26 protein-coding genes and 1 pseudogene are annotated in these 25,814 nt (G+C 52.9%); 14 read left to right on the top strand and 13 right to left on the bottom strand.

Annotation, left to right across the window (positions count from 1 at the left end; all coding sequences use genetic code 11):
- Positions 1-7: 7 nt before the first annotated feature.
- Positions 8-814 (bottom strand): M23 family metallopeptidase, encoded by an 807-nt coding sequence (locus tag CKL79_RS07670; protein WP_205879031.1) that lies wholly within the window; start codon positions 812-814, stop codon positions 8-10.
- Between the two features lie 464 nt (positions 815-1,278).
- Here CKL79_RS07670 and CKL79_RS07675 point away from each other — a divergent pair, with 464 nt between their 5' ends.
- Complete coding sequence (locus CKL79_RS07675; RefSeq protein WP_121968997.1) at positions 1,279-2,508, top strand: HhoA/HhoB/HtrA family serine endopeptidase; 1,230 nt, start codon at positions 1,279-1,281, stop codon at positions 2,506-2,508.
- 99 nt (positions 2,509-2,607) lie between these two features.
- On the opposite strand, the gene CKL79_RS07680 is transcribed toward CKL79_RS07675, so the two are convergent.
- From CKL79_RS07680 to CKL79_RS07690, 3 genes are all read right to left on the bottom strand, one after another.
- A complete protein-coding gene (locus tag CKL79_RS07680) occupies positions 2,608-2,967 on the bottom strand; it encodes a DUF760 domain-containing protein (protein ID WP_121968998.1) in 360 nt (119 codons plus the stop codon).
- Between the two features lie 172 nt (positions 2,968-3,139).
- On the bottom strand, positions 3,140-3,778 hold the full coding sequence (gene scpB, locus CKL79_RS07685) for an SMC-Scp complex subunit ScpB (RefSeq protein ID WP_121968999.1): 639 nt from the start codon (positions 3,776-3,778) through the stop codon (positions 3,140-3,142).
- A 30-nt stretch (positions 3,779-3,808) separates the two neighbouring features.
- Positions 3,809-4,687, bottom strand: a complete 879-nt coding sequence (locus tag CKL79_RS07690; protein WP_121969000.1) for an ABC transporter ATP-binding protein — start codon at positions 4,685-4,687, stop codon at positions 3,809-3,811.
- 81 nt (positions 4,688-4,768) lie between these two features.
- Here CKL79_RS07690 and CKL79_RS07695 point away from each other — a divergent pair, with 81 nt between their 5' ends.
- On the top strand, positions 4,769-5,101 hold the full coding sequence (locus CKL79_RS07695) for a hypothetical protein (protein WP_121969001.1): 333 nt from the start codon (positions 4,769-4,771) through the stop codon (positions 5,099-5,101).
- A 138-nt stretch (positions 5,102-5,239) separates the two neighbouring features.
- On the opposite strand, the gene CKL79_RS07700 is transcribed toward CKL79_RS07695, so the two are convergent.
- Together CKL79_RS07700 and hemJ are read right to left on the bottom strand one after the other, a co-directional pair.
- Entirely contained in the window at positions 5,240-5,383 is a 144-nt protein-coding gene (locus CKL79_RS07700) for a chlorophyll a/b-binding protein (protein ID WP_121969002.1), read from the bottom strand.
- A 267-nt stretch (positions 5,384-5,650) separates the two neighbouring features.
- Entirely contained in the window at positions 5,651-6,235 is a 585-nt protein-coding gene (hemJ, locus tag CKL79_RS07705) for a protoporphyrinogen oxidase HemJ (protein ID WP_121969031.1), read from the bottom strand.
- 121 nt (positions 6,236-6,356) lie between these two features.
- On the opposite strand from hemJ, the gene menB reads away from it, so the two are divergent.
- Positions 6,357-7,190 (top strand): 1,4-dihydroxy-2-naphthoyl-CoA synthase, encoded by an 834-nt coding sequence (gene menB, locus CKL79_RS07710; protein ID WP_121969032.1) that lies wholly within the window; start codon positions 6,357-6,359, stop codon positions 7,188-7,190.
- Between the two features lie 889 nt (positions 7,191-8,079).
- On the opposite strand, the gene CKL79_RS07720 is transcribed toward menB, so the two are convergent.
- Positions 8,080-8,616 carry a DUF721 domain-containing protein gene (locus tag CKL79_RS07720; protein ID WP_121969004.1) on the bottom strand — a complete coding sequence of 179 codons (537 nt, stop codon included), beginning with the start codon at positions 8,614-8,616 and terminating at the stop codon, positions 8,080-8,082.
- Positions 8,617-8,808: 192 nt separating this feature from the next.
- On the opposite strand from CKL79_RS07720, the gene CKL79_RS07725 reads away from it, so the two are divergent.
- A complete protein-coding gene (locus tag CKL79_RS07725; RefSeq protein WP_121969005.1) occupies positions 8,809-9,933 on the top strand; it encodes an SPOR domain-containing protein in 1,125 nt (374 codons plus the stop codon).
- A gap of 126 nt (positions 9,934-10,059) precedes the next feature.
- Entirely contained in the window at positions 10,060-10,737 is a 678-nt protein-coding gene (locus CKL79_RS07730) for a PspA/IM30 family protein (RefSeq protein ID WP_121969006.1), read from the top strand.
- Between the two features lie 6 nt (positions 10,738-10,743).
- Here CKL79_RS07730 and CKL79_RS24355 read toward each other — a convergent pair.
- Positions 10,744-10,873, bottom strand: a pseudogene (locus CKL79_RS24355) (ATP-binding protein); the annotation flags it as partial.
- A 49-nt stretch (positions 10,874-10,922) separates the two neighbouring features.
- On the opposite strand from CKL79_RS24355, the gene CKL79_RS07740 reads away from it, so the two are divergent.
- From CKL79_RS07740 to CKL79_RS07750, 3 genes are all read left to right on the top strand, one after another.
- Positions 10,923-11,165 (top strand): hypothetical protein, encoded by a 243-nt coding sequence (locus CKL79_RS07740; protein WP_121969007.1) that lies wholly within the window; start codon positions 10,923-10,925, stop codon positions 11,163-11,165.
- 536 nt (positions 11,166-11,701) lie between these two features.
- Complete coding sequence (locus CKL79_RS07745; RefSeq protein WP_121969008.1) at positions 11,702-12,520, top strand: hypothetical protein; 819 nt, start codon at positions 11,702-11,704, stop codon at positions 12,518-12,520.
- Positions 12,521-12,638: 118 nt separating this feature from the next.
- Positions 12,639-13,058: a hypothetical protein gene (locus CKL79_RS07750; RefSeq protein ID WP_121969009.1), complete on the top strand. Its 420-nt coding sequence runs from the start codon at positions 12,639-12,641 to the stop codon at positions 13,056-13,058.
- 458 nt (positions 13,059-13,516) lie between these two features.
- Here the strand turns inward: CKL79_RS07750 and CKL79_RS07755 are convergent, their stop codons facing one another.
- Positions 13,517-15,226 (bottom strand): CocE/NonD family hydrolase, encoded by a 1,710-nt coding sequence (locus tag CKL79_RS07755; RefSeq protein WP_170943999.1) that lies wholly within the window; start codon positions 15,224-15,226, stop codon positions 13,517-13,519.
- A gap of 70 nt (positions 15,227-15,296) precedes the next feature.
- On the opposite strand from CKL79_RS07755, the gene CKL79_RS07760 reads away from it, so the two are divergent.
- A complete protein-coding gene (locus CKL79_RS07760) occupies positions 15,297-16,067 on the top strand; it encodes a hypothetical protein (protein ID WP_121969010.1) in 771 nt (256 codons plus the stop codon).
- On the top strand, positions 16,057-17,439 hold the full coding sequence (locus CKL79_RS07765; RefSeq protein WP_121969011.1) for a SpoIIE family protein phosphatase: 1,383 nt from the start codon (positions 16,057-16,059) through the stop codon (positions 17,437-17,439). Before CKL79_RS07760 ends, CKL79_RS07765 begins: the two co-directional genes overlap by 11 nt.
- Here CKL79_RS07765 and lipB read toward each other — a convergent pair.
- Positions 17,436-18,188: a lipoyl(octanoyl) transferase LipB gene (gene lipB, locus CKL79_RS07770; protein ID WP_121969012.1), complete on the bottom strand. Its 753-nt coding sequence runs from the start codon at positions 18,186-18,188 to the stop codon at positions 17,436-17,438. The two genes, CKL79_RS07765 and lipB, sit on opposite strands and share 4 nt — an antisense overlap.
- A 127-nt stretch (positions 18,189-18,315) precedes the next feature.
- On the opposite strand from lipB, the gene raiA reads away from it, so the two are divergent.
- The gene (gene raiA, locus CKL79_RS07775) at positions 18,316-18,978 is read left to right on the top strand and encodes a ribosome-associated translation inhibitor RaiA (protein WP_121969013.1); all 663 of its coding nucleotides are present in this window, start codon (positions 18,316-18,318) and stop codon (positions 18,976-18,978) included.
- A gap of 106 nt (positions 18,979-19,084) precedes the next feature.
- Here raiA and grxC read toward each other — a convergent pair whose 3' ends face one another.
- The 3 genes from grxC to hmpF form a co-directional block, all read right to left on the bottom strand.
- A complete protein-coding gene (gene grxC / locus CKL79_RS07780; RefSeq protein ID WP_121969014.1) occupies positions 19,085-19,345 on the bottom strand; it encodes a glutaredoxin 3 in 261 nt (86 codons plus the stop codon).
- A 154-nt stretch (positions 19,346-19,499) separates the two neighbouring features.
- A complete protein-coding gene (locus CKL79_RS07785) occupies positions 19,500-19,715 on the bottom strand; it encodes an RNA-binding S4 domain-containing protein (protein ID WP_121969015.1) in 216 nt (71 codons plus the stop codon).
- A 97-nt stretch (positions 19,716-19,812) separates the two neighbouring features.
- Complete coding sequence (gene hmpF, locus CKL79_RS07790) at positions 19,813-21,558, bottom strand: pilus motility taxis protein HmpF (protein ID WP_121969016.1); 1,746 nt, start codon at positions 21,556-21,558, stop codon at positions 19,813-19,815.
- A gap of 448 nt (positions 21,559-22,006) precedes the next feature.
- Here hmpF and CKL79_RS07795 point away from each other — a divergent pair, with 448 nt between their 5' ends.
- The 3 genes from CKL79_RS07795 (at position 22,007) to CKL79_RS07805 (ending at position 25,744) form a co-directional block, all read left to right on the top strand.
- Positions 22,007-22,372 carry a response regulator gene (locus CKL79_RS07795; protein ID WP_121969017.1) on the top strand — a complete coding sequence of 122 codons (366 nt, stop codon included), beginning with the start codon at positions 22,007-22,009 and terminating at the stop codon, positions 22,370-22,372.
- A gap of 18 nt (positions 22,373-22,390) precedes the next feature.
- Positions 22,391-22,915 carry a CheW domain-containing protein gene (locus tag CKL79_RS07800; RefSeq protein ID WP_121969018.1) on the top strand — a complete coding sequence of 175 codons (525 nt, stop codon included), beginning with the start codon at positions 22,391-22,393 and terminating at the stop codon, positions 22,913-22,915.
- Between the two features lie 78 nt (positions 22,916-22,993).
- On the top strand, positions 22,994-25,744 hold the full coding sequence (locus tag CKL79_RS07805; RefSeq protein ID WP_121969019.1) for a methyl-accepting chemotaxis protein: 2,751 nt from the start codon (positions 22,994-22,996) through the stop codon (positions 25,742-25,744).
- Positions 25,745-25,814 lie beyond the last annotated feature (70 nt).

Below are 25,814 nucleotides of genomic sequence, written 5' to 3' on the forward strand. Positions count from 1 at the left end.
CTATCGACTATCGCAGCTCTAGGGCCGGTAAATACTTCCCAGGGTCTTGAGCAACCCAGCCCGCCGCAGAGTTAGTGCGCACCTCAAAATATAAAAATGTGGGTGCATCACGCCCCAACCTGCCCACGACTGCCGCCTCCGCTACCGACTGCCCCGCCGATACTGTAACCTCGCTCAAGTTGACATAGCGCGTTTGCAGACCCTGCGCATGGTTGATCACCACCATCAACCCATAACCGGCTTGCTCACCGGCAAACGCAACTGTGCCACTCTCTACAGCCAGCACCTCGGTAGAGTTAGGAACGGCAAAGGCAATGCCACTGTTGAAAACCAGCTCGTCTCGGGTGGAGTGGGGCTGCCAACCATAGCTGCTAGCAATGCCTGCAGGCTCAGATAAAGGATAGCCCGGTAGTGCCGCTGTTTGGGGGCGGCTAGCTACGGTGGTGAGCGCGCCTGGAACAAAGATACGGCCGGGCAATTCGGCAGCGCAGCCATTGACTTCAAATAGCAAATCGGCGCGACTACTGTATCGCTCAGCCAGCGACTGCCAGCTTTCTCCGGGGCTCACATTGACGACCATGCCATTGAAAGGGGGAATTTGCAGATCTGTCCCGGGAGAGAGACTGCTGCCAGGGTTGAATCGGGTTAGGGTCGATGGCTGCAGACGATAGGCGATCGCTATGCTATCGAGGCTATCACCTGCGACTACTCGATGAGTGCGCATCTGGTCTAGCGCAGCAGAACAGCTAGTGCTGGCTACGGCGGGTTGGTAAATTCCCATCGTGATCGGGGCTATCAGCCCAGCAACCATCATTTTTATTACTTTGAAGGGAGCTGCTTTGAAGAGATTTGATGAGGTATCTGCGGTCTGGCTGTGCTGGAAGAAATGTGCCATTGATTATAGATAAAGATCTGCTAAATTTAGTGCGCCCGGCATTCGCGAAAGGCCCAACCGACCGAGTTAGATAGAATAGAGACCCGGTTAGAGCACTGTTCTACGGATACCATCGGCTATCTGGAAATTTTACGCTGCCACTAATTTAGCGAATCGAATGGGCTGAGCGAATCGAGTGAGTCAATTAACTGAGTCAATCGACGGATGAATTGAACAGGGCAGTCTTTATCTGAGCAAACAATACTAAGAAACTGACCCGGCTGATTGCGACTATCTTTTCAGTGGCTTTTCAGCGGGTAGAGACCGTCAAAGTAGTGGAAACGTCTCTATACTTTGGGAGGGGAGCTGATTTTTGCGGGTTATTTATAAAAGGACGATGGAACATGGGGGTTTCTCCTAAATACCTGGGGCTGGGTGGAGTCATGCTGCTGCTGGGCACGGGGGCCGGCTGGGCCGGGCATACCTATTTTTCTGATCAAGGTGCAACAGCGCTTCGCTCTGAGCAGCTTCTACCCGCTGTAATTCCCGCTTCTCAGGAGGCAATAGCCCAGGCAGCGCCACCCCCCCCTAGCCTCCCGGTTGACTCCAATTTTATTGCGACGGCTGCTAACCGGGTGGGCCCTAGCGTCGTGCGCATTGACGCCTCTCGCGCTGTCAGTGGCTCATCTGACCCGATGGAGCGACGCTTGTTTAAACGATTTTTTGGCGAAGACTCGCCGCAGCTGCCAGAGCAACCCGAACTGCCAGAGCACATGGAACGCGGAACAGGGTCTGGGTTTATTCTCAGCTCTGATGGCAAACTGCTCACCAATGCCCACGTGATTGAAGGCGCAGATACGGTAGAGGTGACGCTCAAAGATGGCCGTAGCTTTACGGGAGAAGTGATCGGCGCAGATCCGGTGACCGATGTAGCGGTGATCAAAATTGAAGCAACCGATTTGCCAGTTGCACCGCTGGGTAACACAGCAGATCTCTCACCGGGGCAGTGGGCGATCGCCATTGGCAATCCGCTCGGGCTAGACAACACGGTCACTGCTGGCATTATCAGCGCCGTAAATCGCTCCAGTACTCAGGTAGGCATTGCCGATAAGCGGGTGCAGTTTATTCAAACCGACGCGGCAATCAACCCTGGCAACTCTGGCGGGCCACTGCTCAATGCTAGCGGCGAAGTGATTGGTATGAATACAGCCATCCGCGCTAATGCTCAGGGGCTAGGGTTTGCCATTCCGATTGAGACGGCCAAGCGCATTTCTGATCAGCTGTTTGCAACGGGCGAAGTGCAGCATCCCTATCTGGGGATTCAGATGGTCAATCTGGATAAGGAAATCCGCGATCGCATCAATCAAGACGAAGAAATTGGCGTCAAAATCAGCGAAGACCAGGGTGTCGTCATCGTCAGAGTGATGCCGGGTACGCCTGCCGAATCTGCTGGCCTACAGCAGGGCGACGTGATTAAGCGGATCAACAACGAGGCAGTCCTCACCGTGACTGACGTGCAGTCTCAAGTCGAAAATAGCGGTATTGGCGAAGACCTGCAGGTAGAGGTCATTCGTGCTGGCAAGCTGCAAAAAATTGATGTTCAGCCCACAGCCTTGCCGCCTGAACTCCAGTAGATCGCAAACGTATAGTTTCCTCCCGCTGAAGGCTAGCAAACCGGGCTTCGTAGCAGGAAGGTAGTGAGTTCGGAGGGCAGCGCCGATGGAGGGCTGCGGCTACTCTTCTGTTTTGAGAGAGTCCAGCTCTAGATCGAGCGAACCAGAGAGGTTAGTTTCTAGCTCCATCCGCTGTTCCATCTGCCTGAGAAAGTAGCCGGTCATCATCGCAGAGGCTAGCAGCCCGGCTAGGTTCTCCCGGTCAGTGCTGATCTGTACATTAAAGCCGTCTGCCGGGAGGACACCGACCAAACCTTGCACGTTGTGAGAAATAATCTGCTTAATTTCGCTGCTGACTGATTGCGCCACCCGAGTGAGCACTTCAGGGGGTTGGTGCTGCAAATAGTTCAGAAGCTCGTTGGATTTGCTGTCCTCTGAATTCAGGCTGATAAAGTCTGCACTTTCAGGATTAAAAACCATTAGAGATATCGCATAGCGCCTTTAGCTTGACCGCCAAAACCTAGATTGAACGGGATAACTCTCCACCCGTGTGGACCGGCCCGTTCCGTCACAACCTATAGTTTCCAGCGATGGCTAGGGACAGCTTAGCGAATAATTGGTCAATTCGTCATTTTCTCAAGCTTTAGCAGGACTATTCAGGCGGCAATTGGGGGGCAATCTCGCTCACGTCGCTCTCTGCGGCAGGCGTAGCGACGACCTCAGGCAAGGCTGCCGCTGGCTCTGCTTCACCGGGCGCTGCGGCAGGCGCTGCGGAGGCTGTGGCTTCGCCATCGGCAATGGGCTGGGGCAGTCTGAGATTGCTGATTTGCGGCAGCTTGTCAATTTCAAAGTGCTGATAAAACTTTTCGGTGATCTGCAGCCATGAAGATCGCCCATCGGCCTGGCGACGCTTCCGCACAAAGCCTTGATCGACTAAGTCAGGCACATGCTGGTAGACGCCCGATCCGCGCAGTTCGACCAGATCGCTCTGAGCGATAGGGCCGCGCAGGGCAATGGCTGCCAGCGTCCGCAGCGCGCCTAGTCCAATATCTAGAGGTACTAAAGTATCGACTAAGGGCTTGTAGATTTCCCGCAGCTGGAGAGCGTAGCCTTCTTCGGTTTCGGCAATCTCCAGGGCACCTTCTCTATGGGCGTAGTCTCCCATCAGTTCGATTAACCCTTCTTCTGCGGTATCGCGATCGCACCGGGCAAATTCTGCAATCTGGCCGATCTTTAAAGGCTGCGCTTTGAGATAGAGAATTGCTTCAATCGTATTGGCCAGCCGAGTCATATATAGTGTTCCGTTGCTCGTCTATTCCTCTCAATCTAGATTGCGGCCTGTCAGTTCGACAAAGATATCTTCTAGATTGGCCGGTCGCGTCATCATACCGGTTTTGTCTGGCTGCTGATCGAGATACTGATTGGCCTCAGCCAGGGTAGGAAAAAAGAGATACTCCCAGCGATTATCTGCTGCCGCGTCGCCAGTAGCGCTCTGCTGCTTCATCACTAGCCCTTCCCCATGCTTTTGCCGCAGCTCTGAGAGCGTGCCGCTTTCGATCAGCCGGCCTTGATCCATAATGCCAATGCGATCGCACAAATACTCCACTTCTTCCATATAGTGAGTCGTCAGCAGCATCGTCATGCCCTGCTCCCGGTTTAGCTCAAGGATAATTTCCCAGAGCCGCCGCCGCGTCTGTGGATCGAGCCCAACGGTCGGTTCGTCTAAAAATAAGATACTGGGCCGATGCAGCAGTGCCCGCGCAATTTGCAGCCGCCGCTTCATGCCACCAGAGAGGGTTTTGGCCTTGTCTTGAGTGCGATCGCTCAAGCCCACGTAGCCCAACCACTGGCGAATATCAGCCTGCCGCTGAGCCGCCGGAATGTGGTGCATACGGCCATGGAACTCCATATTTTCCCAAACCGTCAGATCAGCGTCTACACTCACCTGCTGCAGTACTACCCCAATCTTGCTGCGAACCTGCGCTGGCTGCTGAGTGACATCGTAGCCCGCCACTACAATATGGCCCTGAGTCTGCTGCGCTAAAGTGGTCAACATGCGAATCGTGGTAGATTTTCCGGCTCCATTTGGCCCTAAAAGCCCAAAAATCTCACCCGGATGAATCGCCAGCGACAGATCGTTGACCACGCAGGTATTGTTATAAACTTTGTGAACGTTTTGCAGAGAAACTGCTGCAACCATCGACTTCGCCCCAAACTGCTGACTCCATCCAGCCTATAGCAATCTCTCCTTTCCTAGACAAGTCCACCCTATAGTTCACCCATGCGCGCCCGAATCGATAACCAGGTCCTGTTCCTTCGCAATGAAGATGTGCCGCCCTACAAAAAAAAGGGGTCGATTGTTCGCAACAGCTACTTCTGGGCGCTCAAATCGATTGCCGACCGTGCCCCCTTTGAAAAAGAGTGGGAGTTTGAAGAAAGTGTCTGGATCGCCCTGACGCGGATGCTCACCTCTTTTGCAGAATCAGGCTACCTAGGGCTAAAAGAAACGCAACTAGAATTTTTGCCTGACGACGAAATTCCACCAAGGCTCAGACCAATGGCGACCTGGTACGACCCGGCAGACTACGATGAAGCGACAGATGACTGGGAATAGCGGCTACCGGCCAGACAAGCCAGCTTAAAAAAACAGCTAAAAAAAGGGCCAGATAAGCGATGCCTGGCCTTTTCATCTAAAAAATGCAACATTCGCTACCACCAACTTCGATAGCAAGATATTGGGTTCTTTGGCCGACTACATCAGCCCTAGCTGAGCTAAAACGCCTTGACCAGTTACGTACTCAGTGATCAGAGCGGCTACGAAGCCAATCATCGCCAATCGTCCGTTCCAGGTCTCAGCAAATTCAGTGAATCCTACCTTGGGAGCGTTGTCGTTCATTGTCGGTATCCTCATGGGGTTAACACATAGCCTTTCTACCGGGCACCCTTCGCAACCGTATAAAAACTATGTAAACAAATGTTAACTGATCCCAAACAGATGTCCATCTTTTCAGCGCTGTTTGCCCAAAGATCCGTACAGCGGCAGGCTGTGGGCCGTATTCCTTTACACTTCTAAACCCTAGCGCTCATTTGAGCATCACAGAGTTTCATCAGCTGCTTATCATTCAATTCGTCAGAACTTGCCCCCTGCAAACATCACCAGGCACTATGAATTTTGCAGCACTTGGTCGCCTGAGGCGATCGCCTGCCGCTCTTTATCCAGCCGGCGCTTGCGCGCATATAGCTGAATGGTCACGACAAAAGATAGGACTAACCCGGCCATCAACCAGGTCGTAGCCCCCGTCGGAAAGCTGTTTTGGAAAATAACCAGCAGCACGATCGCCACTAGCAGCAGAGTAGGTGCTTCATTTAAAGCCCTCAGCTGCTTTGGCCCCCACTGGCACTCGCCCCGCTCCAGCTTTTTCATCAGCCGCGAGCAGTAGTGGTGATAGCCCAAAAGCAGCGCCACGAACCCTAGCTTGGCGTGCATCCAGCCTTCGTGCAGCACATCAGGGCGCTGCCACAGCAAGCCAGCAGCCATCGCCACAGTCAAAATCATCCCCGGCGTGGTGATAATTCTCAGCAGACGCTTTTCCATCAGGCCGTACTGCTTTTTTAAAATGCTGCGAGCAGGTTCGGGCTCTTCATCGGCCTCCACATGGTAGATAAACAGGCGCACCAGATAAAACAAGCCTGCAAACCAGACCACCACGCCAATAATGTGAAACGATTTGAACCAGTAGTAAGCCATCCAATCCATCGAAAGTAGCAATTACTCTATTTTCCGCTAGCAGCTTATATTTTGATCGCCTAGCTCATAGGTTCTTAACGTTATTCCTGATCCAGTTGGATCTATGCCCATGTCTATGCCCATGAAAGTCACCTGGCAGCCCGTCAAAGATTACGAAGACATCCTTTATCACAAAGCCGACGGCATTGCCAAAGTCACTATCAACCGCCCTCATAAGCGCAATGCCTTTCGGCCTAAAACCGTCTTTGAAATGTATGACGCCTTTTGCGATGCCCGAGAAGACACGACGATTGGGGTGGTGCTGCTGACCGGCATGGGGCCTCATAGCGATGGTAAGTATGCTTTTTGCTCAGGCGGCGATCAGAGCGTGCGTGGCGCGGCGGGCTATGTCGGTGACGATGGGGTGCCCCGGCTTAATGTGTTAGATCTGCAGCGGCTGATTCGCTCGATGCCTAAAGTTGTGATTGCCCTGGTCGCTGGCTATGCCATTGGCGGCGGTCATGTGCTGCATTTGATCTGCGATCTGAGCATTGCTGCCGACAATGCTGTTTTTGGCCAGACCGGTCCTAAGGTTGGCAGTTTTGACGGTGGATTTGGGGCTAGCTACCTGGCGCGCGTAGTCGGCCAGAAAAAGGCGCGCGAGATCTGGTTTTTGTGTCGCCAGTACGATGCGCAGCAGGCTCTGGATATGGGGTTAATCAATACTGTAGTGCCGGTTGAGCAGTTGGAGGCTGAGGGCATTGAGTGGGCGCAGGAAATTTTGCAAAAAAGCCCTATTGCCATTCGCTGTCTCAAGTCAGCTTTTAATGCAGATTGTGATGGGCAAGCGGGGCTACAGGAGCTAGCTGGCAATGCAACTCTGCTCTATTACCTCAGTGAAGAAGGAGCCGAAGGCAAGCAGGCTTTTTTAGAAAAACGTCAGCCAGACTTTAGGCAATATCCTTGGCTACCTTAAACAAGTTTTGCAACCGTGAGGAATGTGCAATACAGATTGATAGAAGGTTGTAGAAGCGATCTTGATCGCTCTCATAAAAATGCAGCACACCAGCACAGTGGCTGGGCAAAGAGTCAGCGTGTTTCTTGATTTTTGAAGACACTTTTAAACACTTAACCCTGAGGGCGATCGCCAACAGCAACCCTCTTGTGGGATCGTCAACACCGATGCTTTCTAAGACTGATTAGCGGGCGACCCCTGCTGGGGCTTGAACAGGCGAGGCAAGGGTACTGGTGATATGCGCTGAGGCCGACCATGCCGTGATCCCAGCTATAGGCTTAAGCGTAAGTTGAGAAGTTTCCTCAAACGGTGAGGCTGCCAGGCAACAAGCTTTCCACTGAGAATTCACAGGTGCACTAAGCTGACTGCACTGGCCACCGCGTCGCCCTTCGTGACTATAGAAGCGACAGAGTCCGCAGCGAGATGCTCCACACTTTAAAGCAGTCATAATCGGTATTTCTTAATTTCTTAGGTTGCTTATTCATGATGACTTAACTGAGAAAAACAATTCTGAATGTTACGAAACCTAGATCTATTGGTAGGAAAGGCCGAACAAGAGACATTCACTTGCTCTTGCCTTCAGGTTTTCTTTAGGTTCTCTTTAAGAAGCGATACACGATGTCTACCAGTGCTTTAGTGAATTTTACTGAAAAGATATGTTTGGGGATCGCTGGTCTAAAGTCATGTTGTGCTTTTAACTGGCCGCCGCTTGGAAACGATAGATCCGTAATCTTTCGTAGTCGATGAAGATGCCTTTAAAAAGTTTTCTAAAGACAGATCTTTGAAACCGCAAATTGAGGTGGCTGCGATCGCACAGATTCTTAGCCCACTGCGCTAGCCACTGCGCTAGCTAGTGCCACTGCTTGGCCGCACATAGGGCGCAAACAGCCCAACGACCCAGTTCACCCTCAGGACAGCGGCAGCGACATTGCGGGCATAGCGCCTGAGTAGACTGCATTTGCTGGATGGCGATCGCCCAGCGCTGAAAGGCGGCATCAGGCGTTTGCGCGATGACCGTAGGCAAACTGGGTACATTACCTACGTAGCTAGGGTGCTGCTGGCTTTCTTTGTCAGCAGTGATCAAGTTATTAGTTTGCGCCCACTGCGCAGTCGAAAAGCGAATGTTTTTTAGCGGTTGCCGCTGGTAGTGGTTGAGCTTACGCAAAATCTTAAGGCGCTCATAGGAGAGCGTTTGCGCCCAAACCGCTGTCGCTGTCGCCACATAGAGAACTGAGCGCTGAATGCTAATGGGGCGAGTCTGCCTGGCCACAGCAAATCCGACCGCGCTCTGCCAGTGCTGTAATACCAGCCGAAACTGTTTCTGTACCTGCCAGCTCTGCTGTCCTTCTAGTCCCTTAATGAGTCCATTGAGGTCTTCTAATGCCATTTTTCTGTTGCCACGAGCGGTAGTCTGCTGACCTGAATTTTGGGGTTTACGTGTTATCGCGCAGTATATGAACTATTCATGTCGTCATGACAACATTCAGTAGTTATCCGTATTGACCTTAGCTATTCTCCCTGATTAACATACTTTGATTCATTTGCTGACCTATCAATGACCCTTACTCAAGCGTCCGTTATGACACAGCAGCCAGCCTCTAGTAGCCTTTCCCCTCAGCTGCGGGCTGTCTTAGGCAGCCTCACCATCAGCTTAGAAGCTGAGCTTAACCGCTATCGTCGTAATTGCTTTAAATCGGGCTCAGCTAGCGGTGATTTATTTGCCGATTTAGAAGATGCCGCTTTTGATCGAGATTCGGTTGAGCTGCCTGTCACTGTGCCCTATATGGCTGCACCCGTTCCTCTGCCAGCACTTCCGCCCAATCGAAGGTTATTGGCAGCGCAGGCTGCTAGCGCTGATTTGTCAGCGCCCATCGTCAAAGATGAAACCCCTCAAGTGGCTATCACCAGTGCTGCCCTGTCGGGTTCCTTGGTTAAGGCGCTATCAGGGTCTGCTGATGGCCAGGGGCTGATCGAAAATGGCGGTGCTACCATCGCCAGCGGCTATATGGTCTCTTCTGAAAAGCTAATTGAGAGCTTAATAGAGGTGCCCGACCTGCCTGAACCAGTCAACCCGGCTATCAAACCTAACCGTCAGACGGTTTCACTGTTAGCAGGGGCGGTCTTGGGCTTTTTTGGCTTAATCGCGGGACTTAGTGCCAGCTATCTTATGTCTAACCCAGCGGTGGCTCAGCAGCTAGCCGATAGACTTCAGGGTCATGAATTGGCGATCGCTACCACCTCTCAGCTAGCCTTCGATCCGCCCGGTCCTGACCTATCAGCCAGCGAATTTGTCTCTCTCGACCTCGCCAACCTCAGCTCTCTGAAGATGCCTCAAACAGCAGTTGATCCGCAGTCGCTGCCCATTGGCCCATCTGCCACTACAGCGCTCCCCCCGATTGCCAGTGAGAGTACCGGTGCCAACACCCCAGGACTCAATTCTGCTAGTGCTGAGCAAAGTGCGTCAGGCCTCCAGGCGTTGGCGATTCCCGCTGGTGTGACTTATTACGTCACGGTGCCGTTTACAACCGAGCAAGGTCTGCTTGAAATCCGTAAAGCAGTGGATGCTGCCTTTGTCCGCCAGTTCGCTGATGGCAATCGTATCCAGCTGGCTGCTTTCAATAATCCCGAGTCGGCTCAGCAATTTATTAAAGATATTAAAGCCCGAGGGATTGACGCCCAGGTCTACGGCCCTACGGCTGAGTAAGGCGGTTTGTATAGCGGGTCCGCATCCAGGTCTGGGTTCCTAACTAAGCGTAAAGCGGTGAGCCGCCAGTCGCATCAGAAGCTTGCTATGCTGCTAGCTAGGTGTTATTAAATCACTCGCTGGCTTATGGGACTGCTAGATCGGATTTCTCGCCTGGTTCGAGCCAATTTTAGCCAGGCTGTTAGCGGCGCTGAAGACCCCGAAAAAGTCTTGCAGCAGGCGGTGATAGATATGCAAAGTGACCTGGTCTCACTGCGACAGGCGGTAGCTCAGGCGATCGCCACCCAAAAGCGCACAGAGAGACAGTCTGAGCAGGCCGCTCGCACCGCGCAAGAGTGGTACAACCGCGCCCAAATGGCTCTGCAAAAAGGCGACGAGACGATGGCCCGCGACGCCCTGACGCGACGGCAAACCTACGCCCAAAGTGCGCATACGCTGAGCGCCCAGATCGTTGAGCAAAAAGATATTGTTCAAAGGCTCAAGGCTAATATGAGCACCTTGGAGGGCAAGATCTCCGATGCTCGCACCCGCAAAGATATGTATATCGCCAGAGCCAGGGCCGCTCAGTCAAGCGCTCGGATTAACGAAATGATTGGTCAGGTAGGGACAGCAGGGGCACTAGGTGCCTTTGAGAAAATGGAGACGCGCGTACTTGATCTAGAAGCCCAGGCTGAGGCGATGAACGAATTGAACTCAGGTTCAGTAGAAAGTCAGTTCGCTCAGTTAGAAGGCCAAGAAGGTCAGAGCACTATTGACGCTCAGCTAGCCGAAATGAAAATCAATCTGCTCGAAGATCCCGGTTAACACCCATTAGCCTCTATAAACCGGCAAAGTAAAGTGGAAACAGCTGCCTTCTCCCTGCTTGGAATCTACCCATAATTTAGCCGTAATGAGCCCGAACGATGCGCTAACACAGGGTTAGCCTCAAGCCATAGCCGTCATTCAGCCTCCTGTCAGATAATTTGAAAGTCAAGTAATCACAGCACCCTTTGACAAATTCTTTGCACAAGCTAGATGCTTTACACAATCTATATTTAGGCGATCTCGTTCTGATTGACCGACGCTGCGACATTCAGTATCGCGAATTGCCGACGGTGATCAGGTCAGCTTTTAGTATTTTGGGGTTAGGGTTTTCGGTTGCTTATGTGACGGTGCAGCTATCTACGGCAAACGCCCACAGCGACTTTGTCCACAGCGACTTTGTCCACAGCGACTTCAAAGAGCATAGATAGCGTTTGCGATTGGGGTGATCCTCCTTAGCGGCACAACGGCCAAAATCGTCAGCAATCTACCTCAGCAATCTACCGAGATTACCAAACCGACTACCGAGATTACCAAACCGAGCTACTGGCCCCAATGCTCGTCACAGGTTGTTTGGAAATCTTATTACCATAACTTGAAATGGTCATGCTGTCGCCCTCAACGCGCACTAGAGTTACACACTCTTAAAAGCCTGTTGACTTATAACAAGAGATATTAAGGCTTCTTGTGAAGAGGTTTCTTAGCGCTGACTGACCCGCTTACATTGGGTATAGGAGATTTTGGTGGATGGATATTAGAAAATTTGGTGAGCTGTAGTTCTGAGCTTTTAATTCTGAGCTTTTAATTCTGAGCTTTCGGTTCCAATCTTCTATTTCTACATCTTATTTTTAATTTGTATCTGGTAATACTAGCGACCGTTTGTGCCTGTCTCAAAAGCTGGGCAGCATGGCTAGAAGAGCAAACGGTTACCTACTTTGCTTATTTTTAGAGATGAAGGGTTTGATCAATGGTGGTGTCACTGAAAACGCAAGGCGCAAAGTTAGCGATCGCGCAGCGACTCTCTATACCGACTGAAGCCCCGCAGATCTATATGTTGGGAAATCAGCGCTGTCGGTGGGGCACCCTTCTGAGCCGGGCGAGTTTGTTAGCGGGGTTGCTAGCTGTACTAACGGGTGTCAGCACGCCTGCTCGGGCGAATGCCGAGGCAGTCATCAGCGAATCTGCTGTCGTCTCACCTACCTCACTGCTGACGGCTCTTCAAAAACCAGACTCAGCCGACAAGACTACCGCTCAATTTGAGCAGACTCATTTTGAGCGAATTAGGCAGCAGGCCACTCAAAGTGAGACAGCCCAGGCTGAACAAGCCCGCATCGAACGGCTTCGGCTTTTACAAGCTCAGGCCAGGCAGTCTAGAGGTGAATGGCTTCAGCAAGAGGTTGCTCTCCCTGCCACATTACCCTCCTCTGCAGCTCCGCTGACAGCCGATGGGGTTTATCTCTATGGGCAGCAGCCCATTCGTGACCAGCTAGAAACCGCCTATTTTGTCTTCGAAGCTTTAGCAGGCAACGTGACTGGCGCGTTTTACATGCCCTCCTCCTCTTTTGACTGCGCTCAGGGCCGTATCAGCAACGAGCAAATAGAGCTAGCGATCACCAACAGTCATTCTCAAGAAACCTACCGCTATGCCCTCGCACTCGATACCTCTGCTGCTAATGTGGCCAGCCAGCAAGGAGCAGTGACAGCGCCGCTCGGTATCTCCGGGTTCCATCCGCTGCCGGTGAGTGAGGGCGATCGCGCTATCTTAGCGACCTGCCAGGCCCTGTAGCTGCTACAGCGCAGCCCTAACGGCTGAGTACTGGCGGATGTCAGCAGGTTTTGATGAGGACAGGCGTTTCATCAAAATTTGGCCGCTACAATAAAAAGGCAGTGCTTGGTGAAGTGGGGTGAACGCAGCAGAACAAGCATTAACCATTGAGTTTGCTAGCAAAATTGCGGCAACGGTAGGGCTGTTTAAGTCTGAACTGCCAGACTTGCGGGCTGACCTGAAGCCCTGGGCAAATGATCCAGAGACCCGAGACCTGATCGATCCTCACTCGGTCGATATCGGGTTTCACTTCCCTGGTGTCAGTCGGCTGTTTCAGTGCCGGAGTCTGCTCATTCAGATCCGTTTACATCAAGACAGTGAAACTCAGCAGCGGCGAGCTATCGGTCTGGAAGTGGCTGGATTCGACCATCGCGGTCAGCAGTGGCGGCTCTCAACTATCGACGATTGGCGCTTTGAAGGCGATATTACGCCCGAACCGACCTCGGGTGAATCGCTGCGCAGCTGCTGTCGCCGAGTCTTCGAAGTTTTCAACCACTGAAGTTTTTAGCCGCTGAAGGGTTTCACCATTCTGGGGTGGGTCTGAAGCCCCGGACTTTTAGTCTGCTGCTTCTTCTTGTTGTAATCTTTATATACCAATGGGTCAAGCCTTCCTTTGAGTGTTAAAATAGATGTGGGACGAATACATAAACCCCCACCGTACGTTTGCAGTCGATAGGCCCGATAACGGGTTGAAACCGAGCCTGAACTAGAACCGGGAAGCGGCAAGGGCAATGGTCTAAAATCCAACCTGGACGCACTTTCAAAAAACTAAATAGATTTGGTTCAATCAGTCGCCGAGGATACTCGGAGACTCTAAACAGACGACGGAGGGCGTGTTAGACATTTCGATGCAGTGCCCGTTGATGCGTCTAGCCCATTCAGCGATCCTCCTTCTGGGTGGACGTGGTGAAGAATCCCTGCTGCTTTAGCACGGGGAGCATGTCAATACTTACCCTATTAGCGCTGAGCTATGCGGGAGGAGTTCATTACTGGCAGCCGCAGCCTAGAGCCGTTGGCCCCGCCCGTGGTAATCGATAGCGTGATAATTTGTGCATCTATCAGCCGGGTAGCTCCGGGCTGTGCACCAGTGCCTGGATTTACAGGATAGGCCGGAAAGCAGGCGGCGCTGAGGCTAAGACGCAAGGCTTCACCCGGATCTAAGCTAAAGCAGGTGGGGTGCAGCTTGAGCGAAAAGGTGGGCTGTTCTGTCGTCTCTGCGAATTCACGCTGATCTATCCGATCAAATCGCCGGTAGCCTTGAGTGAGGTTATAGACTTTGCCATTGCGCACTCGGGAGAGGACAGCGCAAAGGTCGTAGCTAGGAGTAGAAGCCGCGATCGCGCAGTCAACTTCTACCACCCCGGCCACTCGTAGCTCCGCTGTCAGAGGCGCAGTGGTATAGGTCAGCACGTCGCCCCGACTATCTACCGCCGTCCGCTCAAAAACGCCTGCTGGTATAGCGCTATGGCCACCCAGGGCTGGGGCCGGATTCCACGGGTCATGTACAATCATGTCCTGGTTTAGCGCACTCAGCATATTGGCTGTCTCTACCAATGCGCCGCTATCTTCTCGAATATTGGCTAGGCCGTCGCTCTGCAAAAAGTAAGTCTTCATCAGCGGCTCCGGCCAGTCTGCGAGCTGTCGCCACTGGTTACGGCCCATCTCAAACAGACACACTGGCAGATCTATGCCTGGCTCACCACCTATTAAGTCTTCTACCTGCCAGGTTTTTCCCTTGAGTACCCGGTCAAACCAGCGAATTTGCAGCGAGTCTATCGGACTGATCGCCGCTGGGCCAAAATCCACTGCGCCGACTTTGCGCCCCCAGGGAATATGTCCCCACGGCCCTATCCAAAGCGGATGCGGGTGCGAGCTGCGAGCGGACATTTCCTGATACAGCCGCAGATCGCCACGCAGGTACGGATCAAACCAGCCGCCAATGTGAAGCATGGGTAAATCGACTGGGTCTAGCTGCGGTGTTAGCTGTTGCCAGTAGCTGTCCGGGTGAGGGTGCGCTACCCAGTCATGAAAAAAAGAGTCTATGTCTGCAAGAATGTCTGGACGGGCGGGCACCGGGTCGGACAGCGGCAAATGGTGGGCGGCGGCAACCAGCTCCTGGTGGGTCGCTGTGGCTGTTTCTAGGCGGGCGGTCTCAGCCGCAAGCTGCAGTGCCCAGGTAAGCCCGAGCTGCAGGCACAGCGCTCCATTTTCGTAGGCCCAGTCTTCGTAGAGATAGTAGCCAGTCATGGCTGGGGCAATGGTTTTCAGCGGTTTTGGCTGAGCCTGGGCAGCCTGTAGCTGAGTCATGCCCTGGTAAGAGAAGCCATACATGCCTACTCGTCCGTTGCTGCCGGGTAGCTGAGCGGCCCACTCAACTGTGTCTTCGCCGTCTTCTACTTCATGGGCAAACAGGTGAAACGTGCCCTCAGAGGTGCCGCGCCCTCGCACATCCTGGATGACAACGATGTAGCCATGGGCCGCATACCAGCGCGGATGAGCGTAGACGACGGTGGAGGCGATCACCCGGCCATAGGGCTGACGCATCAGTAATACTGGAAAGGATTCTGCGTCTACCGGCCCGGCTGTGGGATAGTACACATCTGCGTCTAGCCGCACCCCATCTCTTGTCCGCATAGAATGGGTTTGCCGGGTCTGAGGAAAAAGCATAGTTGGTTGGAAAAAGTGGCGATTAAATCGGTTGATATTTTAGAGAAGGATTGAGGCAAGGGGCGATCGCATGGAACCCATTCTGATTATTAGCAACCTGATGTTAGTCGGTCTAACCGGTGCCTATGCCTGGTTCACCCACAAAAATGTCAAACAGCACCAGCAGCAGAGCGAATACTATCGCGGCGTGATCGAGCGGCAGCTACGGCTCACTGCCTTGCCCCATCTCTACTGGGACTTACGCCCGGCTACGGGCAGCGACGGCCTCACCATAGAAGCCTTTAATATTAGCAATGCGCCAGCTTACGATGTCCATGTCAGTATGATCGGAGCTTATACCGAAGAAGGGTTAGGAATTGCTACCTTCATGCGGACCCATGTGCAGCCTCGCCACCGTAAGTATCCGCTACAGCCCGATAAAGTCGGCTACTATGGCGTGCGCAACGCCGTCCGCCTTTCGCTATTGCCCACCCAGCAAAAAATCGTACTCTCTTTGCCCTTTCCCTTACAGCCGGTCGATGTCTATACCCTGGTGCAGTACCGCGACCTATCGGGCGCAAACTACTATCAAGTATGTTGCTTCAGCGCCGTTGACGAATCAGGTACTTACCGGGCCAATATTCTTGAGCCTGCTGAAATTCAGACGATGGCACGCCTTCACCTGTTTGATCTAGAAGACTTTGCGCTACCAGAAGAGCCCTCTGAGGCCGCATCAGACCTGCCTTACTACCTGGCCGATTTTATAGATCTGTGGAATCATTCCATTTCTAGTCGCCTGATTTTAGACGCACCTGTTCCTTCAGAGACAGAGGTGCCGGTTAAAGCAACCTATGACTTTTAGACCCCCCTTTTCGTCGCCATCCCAGCCGCCTGACAAGCAGCCCAATCAGCAGCTCGGCAGCCTCTGGTCATCGGTTCGCGGTGGCCGCAGTCCAGATGACCAGCCCTCTAGCGTCATCGACATTTTGGTGATTGATGATGACCCGATTGTTTTGCAAAGCTTGCAGCGGCTTCTGCAAAAGCGAGGATACCGGGTGGCAACTGCCATTGATGCAGCCGCCGGATTACAGACAGCCATCCGACTTACGCCCTCTGTCATTGTCTGTGATTGGCTGCTGCCAGGCGATATGAGCGGCCTGGATATCTGCCATCGGATCAAGCAAGATCCGCAGCTCTCAACCACCGCATTTTTGATCATGACCGGTCATACCGAGATTGCTAATCGGGTAGAAGCGCTAGAAGCAGGCGCTGATGATTTGCTGATCAAGCCGGTGGATACCGCTGAGCTGATTGCCCGAGTCAAGTCCGGGCTACGGCTACATCAGCTCACTCAAGCGCTCAGGGCGCAGACCCGGCGGCTGGAGGCGGAGTTGGCAGAAGCAGCGACCTATGTGATTTCGCTACTGCCCAAAGATACGCCCAAAGATACGTCTGGAGGGTTATCCGACAGCTACCCCACTACAGATCAGGGTAAAGACACCACCGACCTGCAGTCAGAGCAGCCCGTTTCTATCGCCTCCTGCTTTATTTCTTCTCAGGAGCTGGGCGGCGACTGTTTTGATCACTACTGGCTCGACCCGAACTATCTGGTGATGTATCTGCTAGATGTTTCTGGCCATGGATTAGGGGCAGCGCTGCTCTCGACTTCGGTGCTGAATGTATTGCGATCGCAGTCTCTCCCCGGCGCTGACTTTTATCGCCCTGAAACCGTCCTAACCAGTCTCAATGAAGCCTTTCAAATGAACGGCCAAAATGACAAATACTTCACCATTTGGTACGGCGTCTACAATCGGGAAACCCGCCAACTCGCCTATGCCAGTGCGGGGCATCCCCCGGCCCTGCTGGTCTCGCCAACCGCTATCGCGACCGGCAGCGCGACCGGCAGCGCCACTATTGAGCGGCTGCGCACCCCCGGTATGCCTGTCGGTATGATGCCCGACGCTGTATACCAATGGCAGCGCTGTAGCATTGCGCCTCACAGCCGCCTCTATATTTTCAGCGACGGCGTCTATGAGATTCAGCCTGCTGGCAGCACGTCTTATGCCGAAGGCCCACTGCTCGGGCTAGATGGCTTTGTTCAGCTGCTCACCCGCTTAGAGTCTAATCATCAGCTCAACCTCGATACGCTCATTCAGCAGGTGAGCGCTTTTGGCGGCAGTCGCTTTGAAGACGACCTCTCGCTATTAGAAATCAACTTTAAAGCCGCGTCTTAAGACCGACGAGGTGCAAAAGACGCCCATGAATCAGGTAAGGGCCGCTGCGAAAAGGTTAGCTGAAACACCTGCTCAAACTGCTCAATCAGTACCTTTTGAACCGCCGCCAGACCGATGCCTGGCAAAAACTCTGCCAGCGAACCGACGGGTTTCCCGACAATGCCGCAGGGCACGATCTTTTCAAACCCGCTGAGATCTGGGCACACGTTCAAGGCAAAGCCATGCATCGTAATCCAGCGGCTCACCTTAATCCCAATAGCGGCGACCTTACGCCCTTCTAGCCAAACCCCTGTGAGCCCTTCGACGCGATCGCCCGGCAACCCAAATGCTGCCAGCGTCTGGATCAGCACTTCCTCTAGCGCTCTGAGATACCAGTGCAAGTCCAACCGATGATGGTGAAGATTTAAGATCGGGTATCCCACTAGCTGCCCGGGGCAGTGATAGGTCACTTCACCACCGCGTTCTACCCGGTGAATTTCGGTATCGCTCTGGTCAGGGTCAAACCGCAAAAACTGAGTATCTGCGCCCTGCCCCAGTGTATAGACCGGCGGGTGCTGCAGCAGTAAGAGGGTATCGCGCGCGCTTGCTGCCGTTGATTCGGCTATAGATAGCTTGGCCTTGTGATGACTGACTAATTGCTGCTGCCACCGCCAGGCAATCTGATAGGGAACCTCGCCCAGCAGATATAGATCGCTTGCTCTGCCTACAATTGGGCGCGGCGCAGCTGTTTTTAGAGAGAAATTGTCCATCAGGTTTAAAGGCAGGTTAAGAACTGTCAACGGATGCTTAAAATCTTGACAGTTCCCCTGCGGGTAAAAGCCGCAGTGCTAGGCTTGAAGAAGTACGCATACACTAACCGTCTAGGAGGGCTGCTCTATGAAGCTAGTAATCCAGGGTAAGAATATTGAAATCACAGACGCGATTCGTAGCCATGTACAGCAAAAGATTGAGAAAGCAACCGCTCATTTCCAGACACTGATCAATAAAGTAGATGTCAATCTATCCGTCGAAAACAACCCTCGGATCGTCCCCAAACAGGCGACAGAAGTCACGCTCTATCTTAACAACGCGGTGGTACGCGCTGAGGAAAGCAGCGAAAACCTCTATGCCAGCATCGATATGGTGACAGACAAGATCACTCGTCAGCTGCGCAAGTACAAAGAAAAACGTCGTCACCAAGACCACGCCTCGGTTCGCCCCACTGATGTAGACGTATTGAGCGACCCAAATATCGCAACAGTTGAGGGTAGCCCAGATATTTCCGAAGTCCTCAGCCATCAACCGTCACTGCCTGCTGAGGTCGTCCGTACCAAATATTTTGCGATGCCGCCCATGACAGTCGAACAAGCTTTAGAAAATCTAGAGCTTGTCGGCCACGACTTCTATATGTTCCGCAACATTGAGACTGGCGAAATCAATGTGATGTACGAACGTAACCACAACGGCTATGGTCTGATACAGCCGCGTAACCGCGACCAAACCCATCAGAACGGTCATAAAGAGGGTCATAAAGAGGCCGCTGCGTCGCGAGTTTCGTAGGCAGGAGGAGTCAGGCTGCAGATAACAGCTAGGTTTGCACGGCATTGACCATATCTCACGCAGCTAGCCAAGCGATATGGCCAATGCTATCTAAGCTTGTGAGCAATCAGCTAGCTGCTATGAGCCCGTCTAGCTTGCCCTGACGGTCTAAATAATGCAGATCGTCACAGCCCCCAACGTGTTCGCCATTGATGAAAATTTGCGGGAGAGAGCGTCTGCCTGCCCGCTCGGCCATTTTGTCGCGGGCGGCTTCGTCGCCGTCGATGCAATATTCAGTATATTCAGCGTTTTTTTGATCCAGCAGAGACTTTGCTCGAATGCAAAATGGACAGCGGCTCCACGTATAGATTTCGATGTTAGGCTGCATCCTTTCCCTCCTAATGTATTTATGCGGTCTCGGGTAATGAAAGGTCTTCTGGCCCTTTCAGTTCCTCCACAAGATAGCTCTATGCCTGGTGAGTAGCCACATACTATCGGTATGACTAATCGACACGCAATCGACAAGGGCTAGTCAGGCAGGCTTATTCTGCTTCATCTGTCGGTGAGATTTGCACTGTAAAAGATACTTCATCAACAGTAACGACATCCTGGTCATAGAGCTTGCGGCCTCGCCGAAGTTCCATTTCTCCGTTGACAGATACTTCGCCACTGCGGATGAGTAGCTTAGCTTCTCCGCCCGACTGTGCAACGTCAGTTACTTTCAAAAACTGATCGAGCTTGATAAATTCTGCTGTCATAAGCCTCAAACTAGGAAGATATAGTTTCCTAGTTTAGAGCGATCGCCCTGCTCGCATTGCTCACAATCTGAAATAAAGTCAACCCAAGTAAAACCGCCTATACCGGCAGCGGGCTATTAGCTTCTAACGCGCGGACGATTTGCTGCGCTTCAGCGATCGCTCCCTGCTGCTGCGCCTCAGCTGCCTGAAGCTGATCTACCACACCAGCTATAGACTCTAGCTTTTGCTGAGCCGTAGCGAGCCACTGATCGACTGACGGCAGGAGCGGTTCGTAAAGGGCGACTTGCCCCTGAGCGAAGCTGACTAACTGTTGCTGCGCAAGGCAGCTAGCTTCGCTATCACCTACAGCCTGCCGCTGGGTTTCAATCGTCTCTTGCTGCTGCTGCCGGGTCTGCTTCAGCGCGTCTATCTCAGCTTGCAGGGTTGCGCTCTCGGCTTCCACCTGCTGAATCTGCTCACCGAGCTGAGCCCGCAGCTCGTCGATCTCATTTAGCACGGGTTCGAGTTCGGCGGCGGCAGCCCCGCTGCCTTCGGTGGCTAGCCCTTGCCTTCTCAGCAGCACAGCCTGATGCTGACTGAGCATTTCCTCACGCTCTAGCAAGTTGCGGCGCTGACCGACCAGCGTCCGATTGAGCATGACGTGGCGGTCTTTTTCATCGGTGAGTTCTGTCTCTAGCTGCAGTCGGTCATATTCACTAGCACCGTCTATTTTTGTCTGCAGCTTATCAATATCTTCTTGCTGTAGACGCAGCTCCTCTTCCTGGTCTTGGACAAACCGGGACATTTTGTTGAGATCTTGCTCTAACTTGACGACTAGATCCTGCAAATTGTTAACAGGCATTGCCTCTAAAGCAGCAACATCGACCTTTTTACTCAACCGTACCTTGTCACTGGCGTTGAGCAGCTTGTAAAGATGCTGATGCAGATCGGTCTGATGTTCTAATTGTTCAGTGAGTAACTGGTTTTGGGTTTGCTTCGCGCTGACCCATACCTGCTGCTGCTGGAGACTGGCCTGAGTTGTGCACAGCGCCGTTTCGGCTTCGGTGAGCGATCGCCTGGCTTCAGTCAGCGCCTCCGTTTGTGCCGACAGCGCGGTCTGCCCTGCCGCCATCTCAGCCTGCTTCTGCGCTAAGAGCTGCTGGTTCTCCGCCATCTCAGCCTGATACTGAGCAATCAATTCAAAAGCAGTAGTCAGCTCACCTGCCGCCGTTGCTGCCGTGATACCCGTCTCTAAGAGCTGTGCTAAAGTGCCCCGAAGCTGACTGGCTTGCCCATCGCTCAAACCGCTCTGGGCCTCACCCTGCTGCTCTTCAAAGCGCTGAGTTTCTCCTTTTAAGTGGGCCCAAGCCCCGGCTAATTCGGCGTTATTTCGCGATAGCTCTGTCTGTAGCTTTTCAACTTCTACCTGCTGCGTTTCCACCGCCTGACGCTGAGCCTCTATCTTTTCTAGATCTGCTTCAGCCTGCTCAATTTGCTCCTGCCGTGACTCAATTTCAATCTCCCGGCGGCTGAGCGCCTGGCTTTGATAGGTCAGCGACTCCTTCCACTGCTCAATCTCCTCACTCTGAGCCTTTGACTTCTTACTGAGGTTAGAAAAATTCTGTAAGATGCTAACCAGCGCCCGTCCCGCCTCCTGATGACGCTGTATCTGACGGCTGCTGTTCAGCTCAATCATCACCAGCGCGCCTGCTCCATAGGTCGCGTCGTCGGGCGCGGCGATAACTTCATCGCCCGGTACCCCGCTCCACTCCTGTTCAGAACGCTGGCAGGCGAGCAGCCTAAACTCTGCTTTACCGCTGCCTATAAATGCACTCTTCTTTTGTATTTCAGCTAGATAAAGCACGCTGGCAGTCCTCTATTTATGCAGGCCCAGTGGGGCTCTCAGTATGCCCATATCTGATCTGATCAGGCCTATGTTTTGATATAAGTCCCACTGGATATATAAATTCCCGCCTGGCCAATAGGGATTAACACCCCAGCAGGATTGCCTGCGGCATCAGCTCAGACAGAAATCACCGCACAGCTCAGCGCCATCCAGTCAGCAAGCAGCAAAACGAAAGACTTTTGGGAGTATTTACGATAGGTGCTTAACAAATAAAACAGGTAAGGGTACTTTGATTACACGGCAGCCATTGCTAACACCCCAGCGATCGCCTTTTATAAAGTGCGCTATTCTCTATTTCTCAGGGAATTCTTGACCCAGCTAACCGTCCCCTAACAAATATTCGCTTTTGGTTAAGCCGACCGAGCTGAGCCGATGCAGGCAGGTCTCATGACCACAGGTTTAGATTATGAGTACAGTTTTGGTCGTCGAAGACAGCGTCACCCAGCAAGAGATGATTAAAGACCTGCTCAAAGAGAGTGGCTTAGAGGTCTCCGTTGTTAGTGACGGTATCGAAGCACTAGATTTCATTCAAGGGAATCCCCCCGATCTGGTCATCCTCGATATAGTGATGCCAAAAATGAATGGATATGAAGTCTGTCGGCAGATCAAATCCAACCCCACCACTCAAAATCTACCGGTTGTGATGTGTTCCTCCAAAGGGGAAGAATTTGATCGTTACTGGGGAATGAAGCAAGGGGCAGACGCCTATATTGCTAAGCCCTTCCAGCCAACAGAACTGGTCGGCACCGTCAAACAACTCTTGAAAGGGTAATCATTGAGAAGCAACGCCATGGTAGGAAACCCTGACTTTCAGACAATATCAGGACAAGATCAAGCCCCTGAGTTTCAGGAAATTGAAACGCCAGAAGGCGAGCTTCACCTGCGATTTTTCATCACCGACGGTGAGGAGTTTGCCCTACCCGCCACGGGTATCCGCCGCATTATTGAACATGCACCCGATCAAATTACGCCCGTACCGAATGTGTCGCCGCTCTTATTGGGCACGCTCAATGAACAAGGTCGGGTCATTTGGGTTGCCGATCTGGGGCAGTTTTTAGGATACGCCAAACCAATGAATACTGACCGCGCTGAGATTCCGATCATTGCGGTAGAGGAGCAGGGCACTATGCTAGGCTTAGCCGTCAATCAGATAGTGGGCACTGATTGGTTAGATATTGACGCGCTCAAGGTCACCGTCGATCCTTCAGATGCCATGGCTCCTTTTTTAAAGGGGGAATGGCTATTAGAGACCGACAAATCGCTGAGGTTGCTAGATCCGGTCGCGATCTTACGCTCAGCTCGCTGGGTTGCTTAAATCCCTATTAACATTAAGGGCCTATTGGCCTGATCTCGGTGATAAACGCATAGGACTTTACGGGCAAGAGGAAAGAAAATGGCATCGGGCACTGACTACGCACAATCCTATCAGGCCGCAGAGAAAGCCTACATGCAGGGCAGCTACGAGGAGGCTGCCAAGGCGATTGATCTGTTGGCTGACGATTATCCCACTGACCCGAGCGTGCTACTGCTGAAAGGGCACATTTACTGCTACGGGCTGCACCAATATGAAGTTGCTCAAAAACAGTATCAATCTGTGTTGCAGCTATCCTCTGACCCTGAATTTGTGGACTATGCCAATAATGGGTTGGCCTATACCACTCAGGCTGCGAGCCAAACCACGGATGCCGCATCGCCAATGCCAGATGAGTTCGACGACGATCTGTCAGACTCAGTCGATGCCTTTGAAGCGGCTGATGAGGCAAAAGCCTCTGTCTGGGCAGCTTCTATGGAAGACGGATACGATAGCGACTTAGATGCTCTCAGCGGCCTGACCGCAGACAATTTAGCCTCAAACCACTTCACCTCAGATGAACTAGGGGCAGAACGTAGTGCCGATGAGTCCGACAATCCCTTTGATCTGGCTGCTGAGCCAGTAGATTTCTCAGCGAACGACAATGACGATGACAACCCCTTCCATGTAGAGAATTTGGCCGTAGGACGGCCTGATCGGCAGGAAGACCGCCCTGTAGAGGCCGACCCGTTTAGTTTTAGTGCCACTGAAGAAGCGTTCGATGAAGGACCAGTGACGACTTTCAGCGAGACCACTGACGATTTTGACATGGCCGAATTTGATGAGGCGTTCGGGGCTGACCATTCGGTGGGCAATTCGGCGGGGGGCGTCCCATCAGGCGGTCAACCTGACAGTCATGAGTGGGGAGCAGCGCCAGATGCTGCCGATGATGTAGCCGATAGTGACTTTACGGCCTTTGAGGAGTTGTCTTTTGGGTACGAGGCTGAGACGGAAGACAACACCTTCTTCATGACCGAATCTGAGGAGCCAGTGCCGTCTATGGGTGCAGATGAGCTGCAGACTTCAGCCACGCTAGTAGAAAATTCTTTTGTCAGCGCGTCAACGTCTGAAGGTGAAGCGGCGAGCTTTGAGAGTGAGGATGGCGCCCCGGACAGCGAAGCTGACTCTGACGATCTTGTCGATACTTTTGATGATTTCGACGATTTTGAGAGTATTCCTGACTTTGAGCTTTCTGATAGCTCTGCTGGCTTTACAAGCCCTTCTATCGGGTCGATGCCCAGCCAGTTTGGTACGACTAGGGCGGGCGACTCAGCAACAGGCAGCGGTTTTAGTGAGTCAGAGGCTGCTTCACTGCCAATCTTTAATAAGCAGGTGGTGAGCAATCCAAAGCCAATGAAGCAAGGTGCGCTGGCCCCTTTAGAAAACGCTTCGATGTCCACTAAGCGGCTGATTTTGGCGGGTTCGGCTGGGGTGCTCTCGGCGATCGCCGTCACCATCGTCAGCGCAGTCGTTTCCCCAGCCCCCGCTCAGCCAGACCGGGCCAATTCACCGCTCTACCCCCTGGCCGCTGGTGGCACAGCCGGACTGGTCAGCTTTGGCAGCGTGCTTGGTTTGGGCTATCTGATGGAGCGGCGCACTCGACAAACTGCCAACGAACTCCAGATTCGCTTCAATCAGGTTTCTAGAGGCGACCTCAATGCCAGAGCCACTATTTTTACCCGAGATGAATTTGGCCAGCTCGCTGAAAGCTTCAACCAGATGGCAGGCACCATCCTGACGACGACTAGCGAAGCTCAGCGGAAGGCGCAAGAGCAGGAGCAAGCCAAAGAAGATCTGCAGCGGCAGGTAATTCGGCTGCTCGACGATGTCGAAGGGGCTGCTAGAGGCGATCTGACCGTTAAGGCTGAAGTGACTGCAGATGTGCTCGGTGCAGTCGCTGACTCATTTAACTTAACTATTGAAAATCTGCGTGAGATTGTGAAGCAGGTAAGTGTAGCTGCCCGGCAGGTGAGCCAAGGCTCTACCGAAAATGAGGCATTTGCTAGAGCGCTCTCGGCCGATGCGCTGCGTCAGGCTGAGGAGCTAGCGGTCACGCTCAACTCTGTGCAGGTGATGACTGACTCTATTCAGCGAGTAGCTGAGAGCGCCCGGGAGGCGGAAGAAGTGGCTCGCTCGGCCTCTGAAACGGCGCTGCGGGGCGGTGAGGCCGTAGCGCGAACCGTAGCTGGCATCCTTGATATTCGTGAGACGGTGGCTGACACCACCCGAAAAGTTAAGCGCCTGGCCGAATCTTCGCAAGAGATTTCAAAGATCGTGGCCTTGATCTCGCAGATTGCCTCTCGCACCAATCTGCTGGCTTTGAACGCCAGTATTGAGGCAGCTAGGGCAGGAGAATCGGGACGGGGATTTGCCATCGTTGCTGATGAGGTCAGACAGCTAGCTGATCGTGCTGCCAAAGCCTCTAAAGAAATCGAGCAGATCGTCTTGCAGATTCAAAGTGAGACGGGCGGTGTGATGACGGCTATGGAAGAAGGCACGCAGCAGGTGATTGAGGGCACCCGGCTTGCTGAGCAGGCTAAGCAATCTCTAGAGGACATTATTCAAGTGTCTAATCGAATTAATGTGCTGGTTCGCTCAATTACGGCTGATACCGTAGAGCAAACCGAAACGTCTAGAGCGGTTGCTCAGGTTATGCAGTCCGTTGAGCTGACGGCTCAAGAGACATCGCAAGAGTCTCAGCGGGTATCGGGCTCACTGCAAAACCTGGTAGGCGTTGCTAAAGACCTATTGACCTCAGTTGATAAGTTTAAGGTGAGCACCCAAGAGGATTAAAGGGGTGGTAGGTTCCTTGTCACGCGCAACAGATGCCGGTGATGCCATGAAGACATTTGCACATCACATG

Source organism: Leptolyngbya sp. BC1307, assembly GCF_002286735.1.
Classification (GTDB): domain Bacteria; phylum Cyanobacteriota; class Cyanobacteriia; order Phormidesmidales; family Phormidesmidaceae; genus Phormidesmis.